We start from the raw sequence: 22,382 nt of genomic DNA, 5'->3' as shown, positions 1-22,382 counted from the left end.
GTAACAAAGAGGACGAGATCGTATCTATAAAAAAGGGCTAAGCACTCCAGATTTACTCTGGTAGTCACCTAGCCCTATTCCTTTAACCTTTATTACTTCGCGTTAACCAATTGTCCCCGTGTAACCCCCAACTGGTTGGTAGCCTTCAAGCTCTTCCATACCTGCGTACCAGAGATCTCACCACGCAGTGCGCGACTATAGAGGCTAATTACCTCAGCCACTTGCTCTGGTGTCTCTTCCAGGAACTCCACGCGGTACGAGGATACGCCTAGATCACGGAAATTATTCAAATACTCCGCACCGGACTGTTCAACAGCATTATAGACGGTATTACGGCAGCCTTCATCCACACGAACTGGATGTGACATTCCAATACGGTCTTGCAGGGAAGCGCGATGCTCTTCACATGGACGGCCACAGTTCGTAAAGTCTGTGCCTTCACTCATGAAGGTACAGTATACACAGTGCTCTGTGTGGAACATCGGCAAATGCTGATGGATTACGATCTCCATACGAGAAGTATCGCTATGCTCAAGCAGGTCGACCATCTGTTGAATGTTCAAGTCATAGGACGGTGTTACCATGTCACAGCCTGCCTCAAGGAACAGATCCACTGCCTTATGATTGGCAATATTCAATGAGAAATCACCGATCAGGCGTGGATGCACGGCATCAGGCTGCTCTTGGCGGCGGCGCAGATAATAATACAGCGCGCCGGTGTTTCGTACTAACACGGCATCCGGCTGCAAGCGCAGGATATTGGCGTGGTAGCCATTCTCGCCCGGCATATGAATGCGCGGTGTGGCCAGCGCGATGCTGGCCCCTGCAGCCCGTACCGCATCTACCGCTGCCGGGAACTGCTTGATAAACTCGAAGTCGGCGTAGATGTTTCTCACGCCGGCCTCGAGCGCAGCCTGCACCTGCGGCAGGCTGCGGCACAGCGCGGTGAGCTCCGCTTCACCAGCGCGCTGTGGAGCGACGCCCCTGCGGGTAGCGTCGCCGTAGACCTCGATCGCCCGTTTCACGTACACGGGCGGTTTCGGGCGCTCGCCCGCAAGCAGCTCCACCGCTTGGCGGCGGATGCTGTTCAGCTCGCGCATAGGGACGATGACGTCGCCTTGCAGATGCGACTCTAGCGCGTCAAGCTGGAACACGGTTCCGCCCAGGCGGCCGAATTGTTCTTCCAGCAGCGCGGTATCCATCGGACGCTTTTGTGCTGCTTCCAGCGCAAGCTCCGAGTCCACACGGACGGTAACGTTCTTCTGAACGTCCGTCCACCAGGTGGTCAGCTTCTCGCCGACGCAGCCCTGCACTCGCACATGTACCGGGAATACCCGGTACGGCTTCTCTGTCTCATAAGTCTGGCGCAGCGCCTTGTCTAACGCAGGGTCATTCGTCTTCCAAATACGGTCACCGACATTTAGACGACGCAGATCCACATCATTACGACCGGCTACGATGTCGATGATCCAGCCTTCTCCGGCTTCACCTTCGAGCTTCACACCTTTACGACGAAGGTCGTAAACGCGTCCGCCTTCTTCTTTTTTCGTCGGATCCCCTGCATCAAACACGATTCCGTCTCCCCGCTTAAGAGGTGCATGAATACGGCAGACAACTCCATCACGAAGAATTTGTTCAACCGTTCCGAGATATACACCACGACTTTTCGGGAAAGTGCCGTCTACGAGCTTTTTATTGTTCGTTCCATCTAGGAAACCATGCGTGAAACCGCGGGAGAAGCTTTGTTGCAGTTCACGAACTTCTTCCTTCGATGGTTTGGACATATCGCCATCAAAATACCGATCAATTGCCTTACGGTACTTACTAACTACATTCGCAACGTATTCCGGGCTCTTGAGGCGCCCTTCGATTTTGAAAGAAGTTACACCCGCCTCGATCAGCTCAGGCATAAGATCAATAGCTGCCAAATCCTTAGGGGAGAGCAAATAAGTTACATCACCCATTGGTTTAACTTCTCCATCCACCATCAGATCATAAGGCAGACGGCATGCTTGGGCACATTCTCCACGGTTGGCGGAACGTCCACCCCACATTTCCGAAGTTAGACATTGACCCGAATAAGAGACACATAAGGCTCCGTGCACGAATACTTCCATCGGCAGACGGGCTTGTTCCCCAATCGTCTTAATTTGCTTCAGATTGTTCTCACGACCGAGTACCACACGTTCCAAACTGAAAGGCTTAGTGAACTCGACCGCCTCCGGGGAAGTAATCGTCATCTGTGTCGATCCATGAATCGGGAAGTCTGGTGAGATTTCACGAATCATTTTGACCAAACCTAAATCCTGAACAATCACTGCATCCACGCCAGCATCTACACAAGCGTCAATCAGTTCTTTTGCATCGGACAATTCATTTTCAAAAACCAGTATATTAAAGGTCAGGAAACCCTTCACACCATAGCTATGCAAAAACGCCATAATTTCCGTCAGCTCGTCCATGCGAAAGTTGTTCGCTCTCGCCCGTGCATTAAACTTCTCTACGCCAAAAAAGATAGCATCCGCTCCGTTCGCTACCGCCGCACGCATGCAGTCCCAGTCACCTGCAGGTGCCAATAGCTCCACGTCTTCTCTGCGTATTTGTTGCTCTTTCATTTATATCCTCCCAAACCGCCATGTGGCGGGTCATTTCTAGTTGATTAACTTGATAATTGTATCAAATATCACATCTCAGCGCCATGTGTTTACCAACATTTATATAAAGAAAAGAACGCCCCACGCCATTTTGGCTACAAAGACGTTCTCATCTAATTGAATTACACTCTACTATTAGTTAGTCATGAACTCCAATCACCTCTAAACTACTCATTCCCTGTAAACCGAAACGACTGCAGCGTTTTATCCAACAATGCTTGCTGTTCTGCAGTAGCATTGGCATCATTCAGCGTAACAGTAATCGTGTAGACCACCTCATTTTTACCAAAAACAACGTGCTTACTGCGGACAGGAACACCATTCTTGATTTGATGCACAGTAAGGATCGTAGCAGGAGCACCGGCAAAGGTAGACTCCACTATACTTTCAATGCGAGGACCTTTAGGATCATTATTTTTATTTTGATAAGAATCTTTGAGCATATTCACCGCATAATCGACTGAGCTTTCAGGTTTCGAGTTAATCTGGAAACGTCCTCCGATGAACCAATACTCTACCAACTGTGTCTCGAATACATCTTGATTGGGTGTCCATAAACGTGGAATGTCGATGGCATAGCCGTATCTTTTGGATACTTTGGTTATCGTTTTATTCTTGATTGTCTTATAGTCATCGCTAGCGAGTCGCCCGAAGTTCTCCTTCAACAGATCAAAATCAATATCAATGGAGGATATAATAGCATTGAATTTGGTCTTATCGTCTTCTTGTCCAGGAGGTGTCACATATTCAAAATAGTAACGGTACCCATTCTTGAGCACGATTGCCTGATATTCTGTCGCCCAACCGTTGCCGAAATTCAGCTGTGTCTCACTTATTTGCGCAGGTACGCCGGAGATTTCAGACTTCATGCTATCCTTAAAAACATAAGCGTCCGCTACAAAGTTCTCCTGCGTTTTTGTCTTCAACTCTTCAGCCCAGCTCTCTAGTGTAGAACCAGCAGGTGCCGATGTAATCGCCACACTCAAATGACTTCCATGTTTGCTTTCATAATAAAAATGCTGGTCATCCTTAGTCCAAGCGGCAGGAACCTGTAGTGAGATACCATAGTCCTCATTATAGGCTTCACTTAAGCCATTCTTTACGGTAGAGAGATCACGGATTTTGTTATCTTTAGTGTCAAAAGAGGGCCGAAAAGAGCTCAGTAACCCCGCATATTTGGCTAAATCCTTATAATTAGTGGCTTTCTCATCCGTCAAATAAATCTCGTAAAGTCTACCTTCAGCATAGATCAGCCTGTTTTCCCAGAGTGCTCCGCTAGAATCTTTACTGACCAATCGTGCATAGGGTACAGAGGCTTTCGGGAACGACTCCCGGTCTAATATCAGTTCACTGCCTAACTCGACTTCCCGGACTAGTTGTTCTAATAGCCCATCTGCATCAACAGCAACTGCCTGATCACTTGCATGAATCTCCAAATAATAAAGATTGTCCGCACTGGAGAAGGTAGCCACACTCTCATCACCACCGCTATTTCCAGCAATCAGTCCAGACGGATAATTTAGTGTCCATCGATAATAGCTGTTCCCAATTTGCGTCTTCCCCACATCGCTATCAATACCAGTATCCACTGGCACATCGCCTTCATTGTCAGCAGGAGCTAAGGTAATGATCAGCTCACCACCGTTACCCTGGGAGAGGGTTGCACCCAGTACACTCGCCACAAAACGCAGCGGCACCATCAACACACCTGAAACCATCCGAGGCGCGGAGGTGAGTTTAACTTTAGTCGCATCCTTCCAGGCACTAATACTACCAATCGTCATTAACCCTGTATGAGAGCCGTACGTTACTTTCACTACATCATTTCCTTCTAAGGAAACCGTGCTGCCAAATGTCTTTTTAAAAACCCCGAGCGGTACCATAACCGTTCCGTTCTCCATATAAGGCCGCTCGATAGTCACCTTCTTGCCATTCACCGTAGCAGAAGTACTGCCAACTTTAAGACTCAGCTGCAGCTTGTCTGTTTCTGCTGCCCGTGCGGTTGGTATCGGTAATATAGAAAATAGCAATAATAAGGCCAGCATCGCACACAATCCTTGTTTTAAAACTTTAAAGCCCATTTTCCGTCCCCCTCTCGAGTTTTCTGATCACTCTTCCGTATGCTCGTCTCCATCTGCTCCTGCACCCTCTTCACTTAATAGGGGATCACCCTGAGTGAGCACCAGCTTACGGATGACGATATCCCCATCACTTTGCATAACCAGTCGTACCGTTGTACCTGGAGAATAGCTTTTAAACAATTCATTAATCTCAACTAGTGAGACCACACGGTGGCCGTCAATGCTGTACAAGACGTCGTCTTCGGCAACACCCGCCTTGCGTGCTTCAGCAGAAATCACTTTGGTTACAGTCAGGGGATCAAGCGTTGGCAAGCCCACAATCGAGGACCAACTCGGCTCTAACTCCAATCCAAGACTCGGGTGTTTTACTTCACCGTACTTAAAAAGCTGGTTCATAATATACTGCACGGTATCCGACGGTATTGAGAAGCCCATATTCTCCACGCCCACCGCTGAGTATTTCAGGCTGTTTATTCCCAGCACTTCGCCCTTCATATTCACTAGCGGCCCCCCGCTATTCCCGGGATTAATCGCTGTGTCACTTTGGATCAGACGATAAGCCGCAGCTACTTCACGGTTAAGGCCACTTATAACCCCTACGGTCGCTGAATTCCTTAGAGAAAAGCTAATCGGTGTTCCGACGGCCACTACCTTCTCACCAACAACGGTTTTGCCGGTCGATGGAATAAACTTTGCAGGTTTAAGGGAGGTTGCATTGATTTTGATCAGGGCCAGATCACTAACTTCATCTAGATATGTTTCTTTAATGCTGTAGGTTTTGGAGTCCGACGTCACTACCAAGGCATTCTGCAGATCTTTGATGACATGTGCATTGGTTACAATCCATCCATTCGATTTCACAATAATGCCAGAACCATGCGTCAGATTGTATCGATCATCCGGTCCGCTAGTCCCCCCACTATCGTCTTTGCCGATAATGCCCACTACGGAGGGGGTGATACTTTTAATAATCCCTGGTACGGGGTCTTCCGCTGCTGTTGAATTTTTGATTTTGTCTCTCTGGGTTGTGGTCGCCGCGCTAACCGTCTTAGTCGGATCACCCAACGCATAAACCGACTCACTCCATACTCCTGACAGCAACACACCGCACAGCAGCAAGCCCATTCCTTTCTTCACCAGCTTCTCCACAGTCCTCATCAACCTTCACCAGACCCTCTCTCTGCGAATGGATAAATTTTACATTATATAATTTGAAAAAAGACACCTTCAATGCGCCCACGGCGTTAAAGGAGTCTTTTGGTGCAAAGCTGTTCAATTTAATTCTTCCGTTAACTTAACCAATGCATCACCATGGCATAGTCAGAGATTATAAAAACCAACAAACTAACCGCTCCAAAAGCAATGGCGAACTTGTTCTTCTGGGGAGCTCTCAGTAACCGAACGACTCCAACCAAAATTAGGATAGTGAATAAAATCATAAAAACATCAAAGGTATGAAATTTAGACGGTCCTTGCGCGGCAACTTCTGCAAGTAGCATTACCTTACCTCCTCAAAAATGTTGTCAAGCAAGATCCAGTATTCCCCATATCCTCTTCTATGTTATCGCTACCATTTGGGCGATGCAATAGGTTTTGTAGAAAAATTATGTATTTGTCGCAAAAAAAATATTTTATTACTGCAAAATCGGATAAATTTTTGATTTTGTTCATTGACGTTTGATGTTTTCCGGCAAAAGCGATACAAACCTAACGAGTAATGCTCTATTTTTTGAAGGTGATGAAATGAAGTATCAGTTATGGATTAAGCCCCCTCAAATTAGCCGATTATCGGTTTGATTTTAGTTCTAAGGCTGCTTCCCCAATCTAGTAGCTGAAGCCTTTAATAGAACAAAATGTATATTACAATTAGTTATTTATTTTTCAAGGAACCATCGAGCCTACAGTTATTCTATTACCCATTAAGTATACTTACAGTAACAGCATGTTCCTCATTAAATCTTACGACGGACATGCCCTACATATGCCTATCCCGTCTATTATTTAGTATTCTTTTTATAGGAGTCATATAACGTTTACTAGAAAACTCACATCAGAACGGATAAAGGCTCTAATTTACTGGTGACTACCAGCAATTGTACCGATCAATTGTTTTCCCAAAATAATAATTTTGGACAATAAATAATAAAGGCCACGGCAAATTGCCGCGACCTTTATTATTTAGTAGTTATACTATCCAGCTATTTATAGCTTAGGTAGTTTCCGCCGTCTCAAGCATAAGCGCTTCAGTACGCTCTGTATCACGAATCAGAACTGGCTTCAGATACTTACCTGTGTAAGACTCCGTAACAGTAATGATCTTCTCTGGTGTTCCTGTTGCCAGTACGGTTCCGCCGCCACTGCCGCCTTCTGGTCCCATATCGATGATATAATCAGCAGTCTTAATAACGTCCAGATTATGCTCAATGACAAGAACCGATTCTCCGGAATCCACCAAGCGGTGCAATACTTCAAGTAAACGACCAATGTCGTCCACATGCAGACCTGTTGTAGGCTCATCCAAAATATAGAGTGTCTTGCCTGTACTACGGCGATATAGCTCAGAAGCCAACTTCACACGCTGCGCTTCACCACCGGATAATGTTGTACCTGGCTGACCAATCTTAATGTAGCCAAGACCCACATCCATCAGCGTTTGCATTTTACGGTGAATACGAGGGATATTCACGAAGAACTCTGTAGCATCCTCTACAGTCATCTCCAGTACGTCGGAAATGTTTTTCCCTTTATATTTCACTTCTAGTGTTTCCCGGTTATAACGTTTACCTTTACATACCTCGCAAGGAACGTATACGTCAGGCAAGAAGTGCATCTCAATCTTGATAATTCCGTCCCCACGACAAGCTTCACAGCGTCCGCCTTTTACGTTAAAGCTAAAGCGTCCCTTTTGGAACCCCCGTACCTTTGCCTCATTTGTCTTCGAGAACAGATCACGAATGTCGTCAAATACGCCAGTATAGGTTGCTGGGTTAGAGCGTGGTGTACGCCCAATTGGTGATTGGTCGATCTCAATAACTTTATCGAGATTTTCCAAGCCACGAATTTCTTTGTGCTGACCCGGACGCACCTTCACAGCCTTATTCAGCTGCCGTGCCAAGCTCTTGTACAGAATTTCGTTAATAAGTGAAGATTTACCGGAGCCCGACACACCAGTCACCGCCGTAAACACACCTAATGGAATCTTCACATTCACATTTTTCAGGTTATTCTCTTTAGCGCCACGAATTTCTATCCAACGATCATCGGTAGCACGACGCTTAGCGGTAACTGGAATAAACTTACGACCGCTTAAATATTCACCGGTTAAGGAATTCGGATCTTTCATAATCTCTTCCGGTGTTCCTTGCGCCATAACTTGTCCACCATGAATACCCGCACCCGGTCCGATATCAATAATATAGTCCGCTGCCATCATCGTATCTTCGTCATGCTCTACAACAATCAACGTATTGCCTAGGTCACGCATATGAGCAAGCGTAGAGATCAGGCGATCATTATCCCGTTGATGCAGACCAATACTTGGCTCATCCAGAATGTACAGAACACCCATCAAACTGGAACCGATCTGAGTTGCCAACCGGATACGCTGTGCTTCACCACCAGATAGCGAGCCTGCTGCGCGGCTAAGTGTCAAATAGTCCAATCCGACATTCACCAGGAATCCCAGACGATTGCAGATTTCCTTAAGAATAAGATTGGCAATAGCTGTCTCTTTCTCACTTAACTTTATTTCTTCAAACCAATGCTGACAGTCACCAATTGAGAGATCGGTAATATCCGAAATATTTTGTTCGTTGATCGTAACCGCCAAAATTTCTTTCTTCAGACGTTTACCCTTACAGACATGACAAGGCTTAGCACTCATAAATCCTTCAATAAATTCACGAATACCGTCAGATGCGGTCTCCCGGTAACGACGCTCCAGATTCGGAATAATCCCTTCAAAAGCAACCATCGCATCTTTCTTTTGTCCAAAATCATTCTCATATTTGAAGCGAACCTTCTCACTACCTGTACCATGCAGTAGTTTATTCATATGATCAGGTGTTAAGCTGCTCACTGGAACGTTCTGTGGAATATTAAAATGCTCACACACGGACTTCAGAAATTGCGGATAGTAATTAGATGTACTTCCAGTCCAAGCTAAAAAGGCACCTTCTTCAATGGATTTCTCAGCATCAGGAATAAGCAGATCTGGATCGACCACCATCTTCATTCCAAGTCCATCGCACTCTGTGCAGGCTCCAAACGGACTGTTGAAGGAGAACATACGTGGTGCCAGCTCTTCAATACTGAAACCACAAATCGGACAAGCAAAATTAGAGCTGAACAGAAGCTCTTCCTGACCGATGATATCCACAAGGATTTTACCGCCCGAAAGTTTAAGTGCCGTCTCCAGTGAATCCGTCAGCCGGGTCTCCACATCGTCTTTAACGACGATCCGGTCTACAACAACTTCTATGGTGTGTTTTTTATTCTTCTCAAGTTCAATATCCTCAGACAGATCTCTTAGCTCACCGTCCACACGCACACGTACGAACCCTTGCTTAGAAATATCTGTGAAGAGTCCTTTGTGTTCACCTTTACGTCCTGAAATAATAGGCGCTAGGATTTGCAAACGAGTCTTCTCTGGATACTGCATAATCCGGTCTACCATTTGTTCAACGGTCTGGGAAGTAATCTCAATTCCATGCTCAGGACAATGAGGGTGACCGATTCGAGCAAAAAGCAACCGGAGATAGTCATAGATCTCAGTAACCGTACCAACTGTGGAGCGCGGGTTGCGACTTGTTGTCTTCTGATCAATAGAGATTGCCGGGGATAATCCGTCTATCGAATCCACATCCGGCTTCTCCATTTGCCCCAAGAACTGACGAGCATAAGCTGACAAAGATTCAACATAACGCCGCTGCCCTTCAGCATAAATCGTATCAAATGCAAGCGAAGACTTACCCGAGCCGCTCAGCCCCGTCAGCACGACGAAACGGTCACGTGGAATCGTCACATCGATGTTTTTGAGATTGTGCGCCCTCGCGCCTTTAATTACAATATTATCGTTCGCCAACGGAACCTCTCCTTAATAAATCAAATATCAAAGCTGTTTTCTATTTATTCAAAAAGAACGGCCAGGACAGCACCGTTCAATTACTTATTTTAAATATCGGTGATGCATTTAAGGTTTATTACTCGGCCCGAAGCTCCAACAATGCGTCACGCAGCTCTGCCGCGCGTTCAAATTGCAGGTTCTTCGCTGCGTCCTTCATTTCAGCTTCCAGACGCTGGATCAGGCTTTGTTTCTCTTTCTTATTCATCTTGCCACCAACACCCATGAGGTAATCCGCTTTAGTCTCGGCAACCTTCGTAGCCTCGATGATGTCACGCACCTTTTTATTAATGGTGGTTGGGGTAATGCCGTGTTTCTCATTATGGGCGATTTGGATGGCGCGACGACGCGACGTTTCGCTCATCGCCTTCTCCATCGAATCAGTGATTCGATCACCGTACATGATTACACGACCCTCGGAGTTACGGGCCGCACGACCAATCGTCTGAATTAGGGAGCGTTCGGAACGAAGGAAGCCCTCTTTATCAGCATCGAGAATAGCGACCAGCGATACTTCTGGGAGGTCGAGACCTTCTCTTAGCAGGTTAATCCCTACTAAAACATGAAATGTACCAAGACGAAGATCACGTAAGATCGCCATCCGCTCCAGCGTTTTGATATCAGAGTGCATATAACGAACCTTAATCCCAATTTCCTTAAAGTAATCCGTCAGATCCTCCGACATCTTCTTCGTCAACGTTGTGACGAGTACACGTTCGTCTCGTTCCACCCGATCACGAATTTCACTAATCAAGTCATCGATTTGTCCCTCTGTAGGACGAACCTCAATGATCGGATCCAAAAGACCTGTAGGCCGGATAATCTGCTGCACCATGGTGTCGCAGTGCTCCATTTCATAGGGTCCAGGTGTCGCTGAAACATATACGATCTGCTTCACTTTTTCTTCGAATTCCTCGAACTGGAGTGGACGGTTATCCAGCGCAGACGGCAAACGGAAACCATGCTCTACCAGTACCGTCTTACGCGCCCGGTCACCATTATACATCGCCCGAATCTGTGGAAGTGTTACATGGGACTCATCAATAATGATCAACATATCATCTGGAAAATAATCCATTAATGTATACGGAGTTGCCCCTGGTTCACGGAAGGTGAGCGGACCGGAATAGTTCTCAATCCCAGAGCAGAAGCCCACTTCTTTCATCATCTCAATATCATAACGTGTCCGCTGTTCCAGACGCTGAGCTTCAAGAAGCTTTCCTGCGTCACGAAGAACCGTTAAGCGGTCTTCCAGCTCTTTTTCAATGTTGACCAGTGCCACTCGCATCGTTTCTTCCTTGGTAACAAAGTGAGACGCCGGAAAAATAGCGACATGATCGCGCTCCCCGATCAGTTCACCCGTCAGTACATCAATCTCAGTGATTCGCTCAATTTCGTCACCGAACAATTCGACCCGAATGGCATGCTCACCCTGAGATGCCGGGAAAATCTCAACCACATCACCACGTACACGGAAGGTTCCGCGTACAAAATTGATATCATTACGCTGGTACTGGATATCCACTAGCCTGCTCAAAATCTCATTTCGAGGCTTCTCCATCCCTACCCGCAAGGACAAAAGCAAGCTTCCGTATTCCATCGGCGAACCGAGGCCGTAAATACAAGACACACTCGCCACAATAATAACGTCACGCCGTTCGAACAAGGAGCTCGTTGCGGAGTGGCGCAATTTATCAATCTCTTCATTAATACTGGAGTCTTTCTCGATATAAGTATCGGAGGAGGGAATATACGCCTCTGGTTGGTAATAGTCGTAGTAGCTGACGAAATAGTCTACCGAATTATGCGGAAAAAACTCCTTAAACTCACTCGCCAGTTGGGCAGCCAAAGTCTTGTTGTGCGCAATAACTAACGTCGGGCGGTTTAATTTGGAAATAACTTGTGCAACGGTAAACGTCTTACCCGTACCCGTCGCGCCCAGCAGCGTCTGGTGCTTCTTGCCCTGCCGGATGCCTTGTAGTAATTCCTCTATGGCATGAGGCTGATCGCCCTGGGGTGTATACTCGGACTCCAATTCAAAAGTCTTTGTACTGACGACAATATCACTCATTTGCCCGTCTCCCCTCTATCGTCTAAACTAGATTAATATATTATAATTGTTGTCTGAATGTTCTCTCTCCATACGATGGCAAGCTAAAACGCCTTTGGCGTCTCTAAAAGACGTTAAGCTGTTGTGCGAGAATTATAAGGATTAAAGTATAACGTGAAACTTATACTTTCTTATAATTAAAAAATATGGAAGATAAGAATATGTGTTCCCGTTCATTATACAGTGTTGCCTAGATCGTTGCAAACCATAATACATAGAAATGTTAGGAGCTTGAAGCATGGATATTACCTCAATAATCGGCCTATTGGCTGGACTGGCTGCGTTAATCGGCGGCTATCTCTGGGAAGGCGGAAGCCTCTCAGGACTGCTGCAGCTTAATGCAGCTTTGATTGTGTTCGGGGGTACGTTTGCCGCCGTTATGATCAGTTTCCCGGCATCTAAGCTGCGCTCCATTCCAACAGCATTACGCATGGCTTTCGGTAGCAACCCTGATCGTGATGTAGAAAAAGCAGAAGAACTTATTGCAATGGCAACCGTGGCCCGTCGCGGCGGCGTTCTAATGTTAGAAAAACAAGCTGAAGAACATCCGGACCCTTTTACACGTGAAGGTCTACTTCTTATTGTCGACGGCACTGATCCTGAGCAGGTAAGACAGATCCTTGAATTAGAAATGGATGCTAAAGAATTGAAGCATGAGAACTATGCTAAGATTTTTGAAGCTGCAGGTGGATATGCACCAACGATGGGAATTATCGGGACGGTGATGGGGCTCATCCGTGTACTTGGCAACCTTACAGATCCGTCAAATCTGGGCACATCTATCGCAGTGGCATTTACCGCAACATTGTACGGTGTTGCCATCGCTAATTTAATATTTTTACCCATCGCTTCCAAAATCAAATCCCGCAGTCAAAGCCAGCTACATAGTATGGAAATGCTGCTCGTCGGCATTCTTTCTTTGCAGAACGGGGATCACCCCTTGCTGGTGCGTAAAAAACTGAACTCATTCATCTCAGACACGGACACGAATGACCGTGCGGAAACTAGAGGTCTTCTATGAGACAAAGAGACCGGCGCAAGCGGCGTGTAGAGGCTCGGGAAAGCCGCGACCGTTGGATGATTACTTATGCTGATCTAATTACACTTTTACTTATTTTTTTCGTTATATTGTATGCGATGAGCAGCCTGGATACTGACAAATATAACATCGTGACAGGCTCGTTATCCGAGACCTTCAAATCTGGCAGCACTGTCCTTGAGGGTGGGAACGGCATTTTAGATGCTGGGAAATCAACTGAGAACAAACCGGAAAGTACAGACGGGAATGGGAATGCAGCTGCAACTGCGAGACCGAATGATGGATCTGCTGAACAAACGGAGAACGAAACACCTTCGGCACGTGAACTTGCTTTTCGAGAACAAGAGGCTAAACTTGCTGAATTAATGGGTGTGATTACGAACTATGTAGAGGAAAATAATCTCGGAGAACAAATTTTTGTTGCCGACAAACCGCAGGGGATAGAAATCACACTCAGTGACCGTTTTCTCTTCGATATAGGTAAGGCAGACCTGAAGTCTCCAGCCCTGCCTGCTCTTCAGCAGTTATCTGGCTTATTCAGCGATATCGGCGCAAAGATCAGCATTGAAGGACATACCGACAATACTCCAGTATCTTCGGCTTCTCACTATAACGACAACTGGGAGCTATCTGGTGCTCGTGCGCTGTCAGTGCTTCGCTTTTTCTTAGATCATGAAGGGTTGAACCCCGACAATTTTCAATATGCAGGGTATGCTGATACCCAGCCCACCGCGGAGAACACATCAGCTGCAGGTAAGCAAAAGAACCGCCGTGTAGAGATCATTGTGCTGCGGCAGCTTCAAGAGGGTGCCTAAAAAATGTTTTACTCAGAGCTAGTTACAATAGCTAGGCCTGTGCGGGAGCGAATCTGCTTATCAACATACCAAAATGGGCTCGCCACTATTTATTACGGAAATACTCCCTGATTATCTGCCTATTCCCTTGTCCAGGCGCAGAATTAGGGAATTCCTCCCTGATTAATACCCTATTTAGTCAGAAATAGCGCTTTTCACTGAAATTTTAGGGAAGAATTCCCTAAAACCCTTAGTGTCACGCTATATTCGTCTAAAATAAGGGAGGTTTTCCCTAATTCCACAATCAGTAGATTCGCTTTTAAATAAAATCCCATAATTCCAAACAGTCCCAGGATTTAACTCAAAGATCCCGACCGCTATTTATATAGAAACACCAAAGAGCAAGTCCCCAAAAACAGAAACTTGCTGCTACAAATATCACATGCGGTGAAATTAATATTCAGAAAAAAATTAGAATTACTCCCCTACCAATGCACGATATCCAGCTGCATCTAGCAGTCCTTTTACAGCATCAGCATACTCTCCGTCCACTTCAATTTCAAAAATCCAACCTTCACCATACGGCTTATCATTAATTAGCTCTGGACTAGCTTCTAAACCATCATTAATCTTGGTAACCTTCCCAGAGACGGGTGAATAGAGTTCCGATACGGTCTTAACGGATTCGATACTGCCTACGCTGTCGCCAGCTGAAATGGCCGAACCCACTTCAGGAAATTCCACAAATACGATATCGCCTAACAAATGCTGAGCATGATCCGTAATCCCAACACGTACTACGCGTCCTTCCACTTGCTGTGCCCACTCATGCTCTTCGCTGTAAAGAAGGTTATCTAAAACCTCACTCATTTCAAGCCGCCTCATTTCCAAATTGGAATTCTAAATTTAGTTATAGCCTAAGTGATCGCGGAGCATAATGTCAATATTACTAAAAGTAAAATAAATTTGTCGTTTTTTTGACTTTTTCTTGTTGACAGCGCCCTCCTATACCCGTTTAATGGAGACATAAGAAACAAATACAGTTGCGGATGATGGCATAGGGAGAGACTGTCTCACTTGAAGACGGCGCCGAAGGAGTAAGCCCTAACAGGGGTGAATCTCTCAGGCAAAAGGACCTTTGTCGGACGTACCTCTGGAGAGCATCAGACGCGAGGCTGAGTGCGTCAGGTCACCAACGGGGAAACTTGCATGTTAGTTACGCAGGGTAACTCTCAGGTACAAAGGACAGAGCAGAAAGCGATTAGTGCATTTATGCATGATTGCTTCTGCCTGTCCTTTTTTTCGTATGTAATCAGACTAGGGGAGTGACGACATGGATGCTTTGAAAAGAACGCCTTTTTATGATCTCTATTCCGCTTATGCGGAGTCCAGGTGCATTGATTTTGGCGGCTGGGAGCTGCCAGTACAGTTTACAGGTATCGTGAAGGAGCATGAGGCTGTTCGCCAGCAGGCTGGACTGTTCGATGTATCGCATATGGGTGAATTCATGGTGATCGGAAGCGGCGCTGAAGCCTTCTTACAAAAAATGACGACCAACGATGTCAGCCGCCTTACCGATGGTGCGGCACAATATACGCTGCTCTGTTATCCAAACGGCGGGGTGGTCGACGATTTACTCGTGTATCGACTAAGTGAAGGCCGTTATATGCTTGTCGTAAATGCCTCCAACATCGATAAGGACTTCCAGTGGCTGCAAGAACATCTGACCTCTGAATTCGGTGAAGTCACACTCACTAATGTCTCTGACGAGACGCTTTTGCTCGCCTTGCAAGGTCCGCTGGCAGAGACCATACTCGCAGAAGTTACTGATGCACCGATCTCAACGCTCAAGCCTTTCCACTTCATCGAACGCGCAACCGTCTGCGGTGTAGAAGTACTGATCTCCCGTACGGGTTATACCGGTGAAGATGGCTTCGAAATTTACGCTCCGCTGGATGTGGCAGCAACGTTATGGAACGGCCTTCTCGCAGCTGGCTCTCCTCACGGATTAACACCTGCTGGACTGGGCGCACGGGATACGCTTCGTTTCGAGGCAAAGTTGCCACTGTACGGTCAGGAGCTGTCGGCTGACATCACGCCTCTTGAAGCTGGAGTACAGTTCTTCGTGAAGCTGGACAAAGCGGATTTCATCGGACGCGATGCGTTGATACAGCAAAAAGAAGCGGGTCTCCCCCGCCGTCTTGTCGGTCTAGAAATGATTGATCGAGGCATTCCACGCTCCCATTACCCAGTCTATGCGGACGGCATCAAAATCGGAGAGGTCACAACCGGAACCCAATCTCCAACGCTGAAACGCAACCTGGGATTAGCTTTGCTTGATACAGCTTACAGTGAAATAGGCACAGAGGTTTTCGTAGAGATACGTGGCAAGCAGCTTAAAGCTGTCGTGATTAAGGCCCCTTTTTACAAGTATAAACGCCTTAGCGTCCATATTAGGACGGTGAACTTTTAAGCGAGAAATAAAAGGATAAAGTATAACGTGAAAATTGTACTTTCTTATATTTTAAAAAAGCCAAGGAGTGAAACCTTAATGAAGCACCGTTATCTGCCCATGACAGCACAGGACCGCGTAGAGATGATGGAAACCGTCGGGATTCAGTCCATAGATGAGCTGTTCTCCGATATCCCTGAAGCCGTCCGTTATCAAGGCACTATGCCGATGTCTGAACCGCTCGATGAGTACGCCCTGCTACGTCACATGAAAGGTCTCGCTGACCGAAATGCTGACTTCGATTCGCACGCCAGCTTCCTCGGCGCCGGATTATACGACCATCACATCCCCGTGGTGATCAACCATGTCATTTCCCGTTCGGAATTCTACACTGCTTATACTCCTTACCAACCAGAGATCAGCCAAGGCGAACTGCAAGCGATCTTCGAATTCCAATCCTACATTTGCGAACTAACCGGTATGAAAGTTGCCAATGCCAGTATGTATGATGGCGCAACCGCATTATCCGAAGCAGCAGTCCTTGCAGCTGGTGCCACCAAACGCAAAAAATTAATTGTCTCCCGCACCGTTCATCCTGAAGCGCGCCAAGTGTTACGCACATCGGCTAATGCTTGGGGTCTTGAGGTAGTGGAGATTGACTATAGAGACGGTGTTACCGATCAGGCTAAGCTTGCTGAGGCCATTGATGGTGATACGGCTGCAGTACTGATGCAATCGCCTAACTTTTTTGGCAGCATCGAAGATCTTAGCTCCGTTGAGCCGCTGATCCATGCCGTTAAAGGATTGTTCGTCGTCAGTGCAAATCCGATCGCTCTTGGCATTCTAGAAACACCAGGTAAGCTCGGAGCCGACATCGTAGTCGGTGACGCTCAGCCACTCGGTATTCCAGCTTCCCTCGGCGGTCCAACCTGTGGTTTCTTCGCTGTAGCAGAGCATTTAATGCGCCGCATGCCAGGTCGTATCGTTGGTCAAACTGTTGACCGTAACGGTAAACGCGGCTTCGTTCTGACACTCCAAGCTCGTGAGCAGCATATTCGTCGTGAAAAAGCGACATCGAATATTTGCTCCAATCAGGCGCTGCTCGCACTCTGCGCATCCGTCTACCTGTCCGTAATGGGTAAAGAAGGGATGCGTGAAGTAGGCGAGCTGAACATTCGTAAAAGCCATTACGCCGCTAATAAACTAAGCGAACTAACAGGGGCTGAACTAACCTTCTCCTCCCCATTCTTTAACGAGTTTGTCGTGAAGCTTCCGGAAGGAAGCAGCGTAAGTGCAATTAATTCGAAGCTGCTGAAGGAAGGTTATCTAGGCGGTTATGATCTGGGCCGTGATTATCCTGAACTTGCTGGACATATGCTGGTAGCCGTTACGGAAAAAAGAAGCAAAAACGAAATCGACCAATTCGCTAGCGCACTGGAGGGCTGTTTATGAAACCGGAGCAAAGTCTAATTTTTGAATTAAGCCGTCCCGGCCGTTCGGCCTATTCTTTGCCACTATGCGATGTGCCGCAGGAAGAAAGCTTAGAATCTCTGATTCCATCAGGTTTACTCCGTAGCGAACCCGTCGTGCTTCCAGAAGTATCGGAAGTGGATGTCATTCGCCACTACACTTCCTTGTCACGCCGTAACTTTGGTGTAGATAACGGCTTCTATCCACTCGGTTCATGCACGATGAAATACAATCCGAAGATTAACGAAGATGTTGCCCGCATCGTAGGCCTAGCTAAGATCCACCCTTACCAGCCAGAAGAAAGCATTCAAGGTGCACTGGAATTAATGTATACCCTGCAAAATGACTTATCCGCACTAACCGGCATGGATGCTGTATCTTTACAGCCTGCCGCAGGTGCTCATGGTGAATGGACCGGCCTCATGATGATCCGCGCCTACCATGAAAGCCGCGGCGAGACCCGCACGAAGGTTATCGTGCCGGATTCCTCACACGGCACCAATCCTGCTAGTGCTTCAGCAGCAGGACTTGAAACGATCACGATCCCTTCCACAGATAAAGGGATGGTTGATCTTGAAGCACTCAAAGCAGCTGTTAGCAGTGACACAGCCGCATTGATGCTGACCAATCCAAGCACACTCGGCTTGTTTGAGACCCAAATCGTCGAAATTGCTGAGATCGTGCACGAAGCAGGCGGCTTACTCTATTACGATGGAGCCAATTCCAATGCTATTATGGGCATTACCCGCCCTGGCGACATGGGCTTTGACGTGGTGCATCTGAACTTGCATAAGACAATGAGCACCCCGCACGGCGGTGGTGGCCCTGGAGCCGGACCTGTCGGCGTAAAATCAATCTTGATTCCGTTCCTACCACAACCAACTGTGGTGAAAAACGAAGATAGCAGCTTCTCACTCGACTTCGGCGGTCCTGAATCGATTGGACGCGTGAAAGCTTTTTACGGCAACTTTGGTATTCTCGTTCGTGCCTACGCCTATATCCGCACCTATGGTCCAGACGGACTGCGTGAGGTATCCGAAAATGCCGTGCTGAATGCGAACTATATGATGCACCGTCTGGCGCCGTATTTTGAAATCCCATATCCGGGCGTATGTAAACATGAATTCGTAATGTCCGGCAAAAACCTCAAGCAGTATGGTGTACGCACCTTAGACGTTGCTAAACGATTACTCGACTTCGGCTACCATCCGCCAACCGTGTACTTCCCTCTGACTGTTGAGGAATGTATGATGATCGAGCCGACGGAAACGGAAAGTAAAGAAACGCTCGACGGCTTCATTAATACGATGATCCAGATCGTAAAAGAAGCGCAGGAGACACCGGAAATCGTAATCAACGCACCTCATACCACAGAAATTAGCCGATTGGATGAGACACAGGCTGCGCGTAAGCCGGTATTGAATTGTTCTTGCGGTTAACAGCTAATGAGTAGTATTAAAAACGCAGGCCACGATACCAAGTATCATCGGCCTGCTTTTCGCACTGTTCAACTACACGAAAAGTTCTCATCCTCTAAATCATCAGGCCCTTCCCAGCATCATTAAAAATGTCTGAGAAAGGCCTGTTTCAGTTGTTTATCACTATAACTTTTTGATATTACGCACCATGCGTCGGAGTTTCTACTTTCACTACGCCCTTGCGCTCCTTAGCCGATTTACGGAAGTAGAACAGCTCGTAAATCGCTGGAACTACAACCAGCGTAAGCAGCGTTGCCGCGGTCAAGCCACCGATGACCACAATCGCCAAACTTTGCGAGACGATGCTGCCCATCTCGGCATGGCCGAACAGCAGTGGAGTCATGGCACAAATGGTAGCAATAGCCGTCATCAGAATCGGGCGCATCCGTGTTCCGGCCGCTTCCAGAATGGCTTCGCGAATACCCATATTCGTTTCATTCTGCTTAATACGGTCGATAAGCACAATCGCATTCGTGACGACGATACCAATTAGCATCAGAGCCCCGAACAGGGCAGTGAAATCAGGTGTTACGCCGGATACGATCAGTCCAACAATCGCCCCAATCGCAGCCAAAGGCAAGGAGAACATGATTGCCAGCGGAGCACGAAGGGTTTTGAAGGTGAGGACCATGATCAGATATACCAACCCGATGGAGATCAGCGCTGTCATACCAAGGTCAGCGAAATCCTCTGACTGATCAACCGAGGCTCCGCCTGCAAATAGAGTCACACCCTTTGGAAGGGTAAGACTATCGGTTTGCTTTTTAATATCCGCTCCGATTTCAGACACCTTCTTCGGATCCACTTCCGCTGTAATTCTCGCATATGGCTTCCCATCTTTATGGAACAACAGTGCTGGTTCATTCCGAACCTCATAGGTTGCTAGTTGTGACAACGGCTTTGGACCTTCAGCAGTCATGAGCGTCATTGCCTTTAAATCTTGCTCTGTCTTAGGCTCAGCCATAGGATCTAACACTACTCCTGCAGGTGTACCGTCCAGTTCGATTTGCCCCATAGGGATCGGATTCAGCATAGCCGACAATTGCATGGTAATTTCTTGTGCATTGGTCTGTGCTGGATCTACCTTAAATGTAAAGACAGGTTTGGTATCCTCCATATTACTACTGACCTTCTGAATACCCTCCACAGTCTTCAACTTATTCGTAACTTCTGCTGCAACAGCAGTAATATCTGTAAGATTATCACCCACGATATCAATATATTCGCTAGTGGAGCTTGAACCCATCATACTCATTTGATTAGCAACAAGTGTTGCCCCAGCGTAGGAATCCTTCACATCACGGACATGATCGATGAAGCCTTGTGCATCCGCACCTTTTTTCATCACAACGGTATAGTCCACTAAGGTCTCCGAGCTGACGGACCCCCACTGCGCCGCATCTGCACTGTTCCCTGATTGCATGATCACCGTTTCCGCTTCAGGCTGTTTCATCAAATCTTGCTCTAACTGCTTTCCTTTTTCTAAAATCTCTTTGACAGGAACATCCTTCGGATAATTCAACTGAACAGAGACATAGCTGGCATCTGAAGCATCAAGCGCACCTTTTGGCATAGTCACATAAGCAGCGATAGAGCCAATCAGAAGGAGAAGACCTAGCGATAAAGTAATCCATTTCCGGCGCAAATTCCAATCGAGGAATCGGGTGAACCATTTAGACGGCTCGTGTTCTTTCATTGAAGTTCTTCTCAGCAGCCATGAGCTTAACAGCGGAACCACCGTCAAAGCTACAACGAGTGAAGTTAACAGTGAATACGTGACCGTTAAGGCAAACGGAAGTAGGAACGCCTGTAAACTACCACGCAGAAGACCCATCGGCAGAAATACCGCTACCGTTGCAATCGTAGATGAAGTAATCGCTCTAGCCACTTCCCCAGTTGCGCTTATAATCATTTCACGTGAGAAGGGTTCTTTTTGCAGCCTACGGTAAATGTTCTCAATCACTACGATACTATCATCAACCAAGCGACCTACCGCAACGGCCACACCTCCGAGCGTAATAATATTCAGACTTATGCCGGATATATCAAGCAGATATAAGGTAACTGCTAGAGAAAGCGGGATAGAAACCGCCGTAATCAGGGTTGCCCGCAGGTTGCGTAGGAACAGTAAAATTACGATCGTCGCGAACAATGCGCCCAGCAATACTTCACGCATCATACTATTCACAGAGGTAACCACCATATCTGATGTGCTGAAAACGACCGCTGCCTCTGCATTTGGAATGGTTTTGTTAATATGTGCTACGGTATCCTGTATATGATCTCCGACACTTACTGCATTCGCATTAGCTTCTTTGGTTACTATGGCGAAAAGAACATCTTTCCCATTCGAGCGGCTAACGCTCTCTTGATCTTCCTTCAATTCGATGACAGCAATATCCTGTAGCTTAACACCCGAGGATACGGGTAGCTTTTTTAGAGTATCGATACTATCAATTGTAGAAACCACATTAACGTTACCTGTCTGACCACCAATCGTCTGCTCTCCAAGGGATGCCGATACATTACGTCCCTGAAGTAACCCTAGTACTTGAGGTGTCGTAATTCCTTTCTCAGCCATTAATTTTGGATCTAGCTTCACCCGCACTTGCGGAGTTACTTTCCCATATAAGGCGACGTTGGCTACACCTTCTGCTTGTTGCATCTCTGGAATGATCGTTTCTTCCGCAAGCTTAAGGTTTTCTTTAGTCAGACCTTCGTCAAACGAAAGGGTGACCTGCGACACAGGAATCATGGAAGTATTCAGTTGAAGTACAAAAGGGGCCATCACCCCTTCAGGGAACTGCAACGAATCTACAACCTTTTGCACCTCCCCAGCTGCATCCTTCATATTTGTTTTTGAGTCATAAAAAATATTCACCTGTGCGTATCCGTCTCCGGAAGTGGACAGTATTTCTTTCTTTCCCTTAACAAATGCGGCCCCAGCCTCAATCGGCTTCGTAACCTTCGTCTCCATCGCATGGGCATCCTGACCCGGACCGAGCACCGTTACAGTCACTTGCGGATTATCTGCCTCTGGCATAAATTCCATCGGTAGCGAAGTGTAGCTCAGCCCTCCCACTACAAGCGCCATTACCACTAAAAGCCCTACCGCCGCCTTGTTACCGAACGACCATTTGGTTAACCATTTCATTATCGTTTCCCCTTCCACCCCGTATATT

13 protein-coding genes and 1 riboswitch are annotated in these 22,382 nt (G+C 47.0%); of the genes, 5 read left to right on the top strand and 8 right to left on the bottom strand.

What is annotated here, in order from left to right:
- Positions 1–92: 92 nt before the first annotated feature.
- The 6 genes from NSQ29_RS29845 to uvrB all read right to left on the bottom strand — a co-directional run bounded on the left by NSQ29_RS29845 (position 93) and on the right by uvrB (position 11,928).
- Positions 93–2,615, bottom strand: coding sequence for a U32 family peptidase (locus NSQ29_RS29845; protein WP_341126698.1), 2,523 nt, complete (start codon positions 2,613–2,615; stop codon positions 93–95).
- 206 nt (positions 2,616–2,821) lie between these two features.
- Positions 2,822–4,735, bottom strand: coding sequence for a stalk domain-containing protein (locus NSQ29_RS29840; protein ID WP_340973116.1), 1,914 nt, complete (start codon positions 4,733–4,735; stop codon positions 2,822–2,824).
- Positions 4,736–4,762: 27 nt separating this feature from the next.
- Positions 4,763–5,893, bottom strand: coding sequence for a S1C family serine protease (locus NSQ29_RS29835; protein ID WP_341126697.1), 1,131 nt, complete (start codon positions 5,891–5,893; stop codon positions 4,763–4,765).
- 131 nt (positions 5,894–6,024) lie between these two features.
- Complete coding sequence (locus NSQ29_RS29830) at positions 6,025–6,234, bottom strand: hypothetical protein (protein ID WP_042192275.1); 210 nt, start codon at positions 6,232–6,234, stop codon at positions 6,025–6,027.
- A gap of 710 nt (positions 6,235–6,944) precedes the next feature.
- Positions 6,945–9,818, bottom strand: a complete 2,874-nt coding sequence (gene uvrA, locus NSQ29_RS29825; protein WP_042192277.1) for an excinuclease ABC subunit UvrA — start codon at positions 9,816–9,818, stop codon at positions 6,945–6,947.
- Between the two features lie 118 nt (positions 9,819–9,936).
- The gene (uvrB, locus tag NSQ29_RS29820; protein ID WP_340973121.1) at positions 9,937–11,928 is read right to left on the bottom strand and encodes an excinuclease ABC subunit UvrB; all 1,992 of its coding nucleotides are present in this window, start codon (positions 11,926–11,928) and stop codon (positions 9,937–9,939) included.
- Positions 11,929–12,205: 277 nt separating this feature from the next.
- Here uvrB and NSQ29_RS29815 point away from each other — a divergent pair, with 277 nt between their 5' ends.
- Positions 12,206–12,988 (top strand): flagellar motor protein, encoded by a 783-nt coding sequence (locus NSQ29_RS29815; protein WP_076286986.1) that lies wholly within the window; start codon positions 12,206–12,208, stop codon positions 12,986–12,988.
- The gene (locus NSQ29_RS29810; RefSeq protein ID WP_340973123.1) at positions 12,985–13,821 is read left to right on the top strand and encodes a flagellar motor protein MotB; all 837 of its coding nucleotides are present in this window, start codon (positions 12,985–12,987) and stop codon (positions 13,819–13,821) included. Before NSQ29_RS29815 ends, NSQ29_RS29810 begins: the two co-directional genes overlap by 4 nt.
- Before the next feature lie 456 nt (positions 13,822–14,277).
- Here NSQ29_RS29810 and gcvH read toward each other — a convergent pair whose 3' ends face one another.
- Entirely contained in the window at positions 14,278–14,670 is a 393-nt protein-coding gene (gcvH, locus tag NSQ29_RS29805) for a glycine cleavage system protein GcvH (RefSeq protein ID WP_076286985.1), read from the bottom strand.
- 179 nt (positions 14,671–14,849) lie between these two features.
- A riboswitch (glycine riboswitch) is annotated at positions 14,850–14,948 on the top strand.
- Between the two features lie 185 nt (positions 14,949–15,133).
- Between gcvH and gcvT the strand changes: the two genes are divergently transcribed.
- From gcvT to gcvPB, 3 genes are all read left to right on the top strand, one after another.
- Positions 15,134–16,273 carry a glycine cleavage system aminomethyltransferase GcvT gene (gcvT, locus tag NSQ29_RS29800; protein ID WP_341126696.1) on the top strand — a complete coding sequence of 380 codons (1,140 nt, stop codon included), beginning with the start codon at positions 15,134–15,136 and terminating at the stop codon, positions 16,271–16,273.
- A 78-nt stretch (positions 16,274–16,351) separates the two neighbouring features.
- Entirely contained in the window at positions 16,352–17,704 is a 1,353-nt protein-coding gene (gene gcvPA, locus NSQ29_RS29795; RefSeq protein WP_340973129.1) for an aminomethyl-transferring glycine dehydrogenase subunit GcvPA, read from the top strand.
- Positions 17,701–19,161, top strand: a complete 1,461-nt coding sequence (gene gcvPB / locus NSQ29_RS29790; protein WP_341126695.1) for an aminomethyl-transferring glycine dehydrogenase subunit GcvPB — start codon at positions 17,701–17,703, stop codon at positions 19,159–19,161. Before gcvPA ends, gcvPB begins: the two co-directional genes overlap by 4 nt.
- 178 nt (positions 19,162–19,339) lie before the next feature.
- On the opposite strand, the gene NSQ29_RS29785 is transcribed toward gcvPB, so the two are convergent.
- On the bottom strand, positions 19,340–22,354 hold the full coding sequence (locus NSQ29_RS29785; protein ID WP_341126694.1) for an efflux RND transporter permease subunit: 3,015 nt from the start codon (positions 22,352–22,354) through the stop codon (positions 19,340–19,342).
- Positions 22,355–22,382 lie beyond the last annotated feature (28 nt).

It is taken from the genome of Paenibacillus sp. FSL F4-0236, from assembly GCF_038000135.1.
Classification (GTDB): Bacteria; Bacillota; Bacilli; order Paenibacillales; family Paenibacillaceae; genus Paenibacillus_AQ.
The sequence above is the reverse complement of the archived record's forward strand: the minus strand, read 5'-3'. Positions and strand labels throughout refer to the sequence as shown.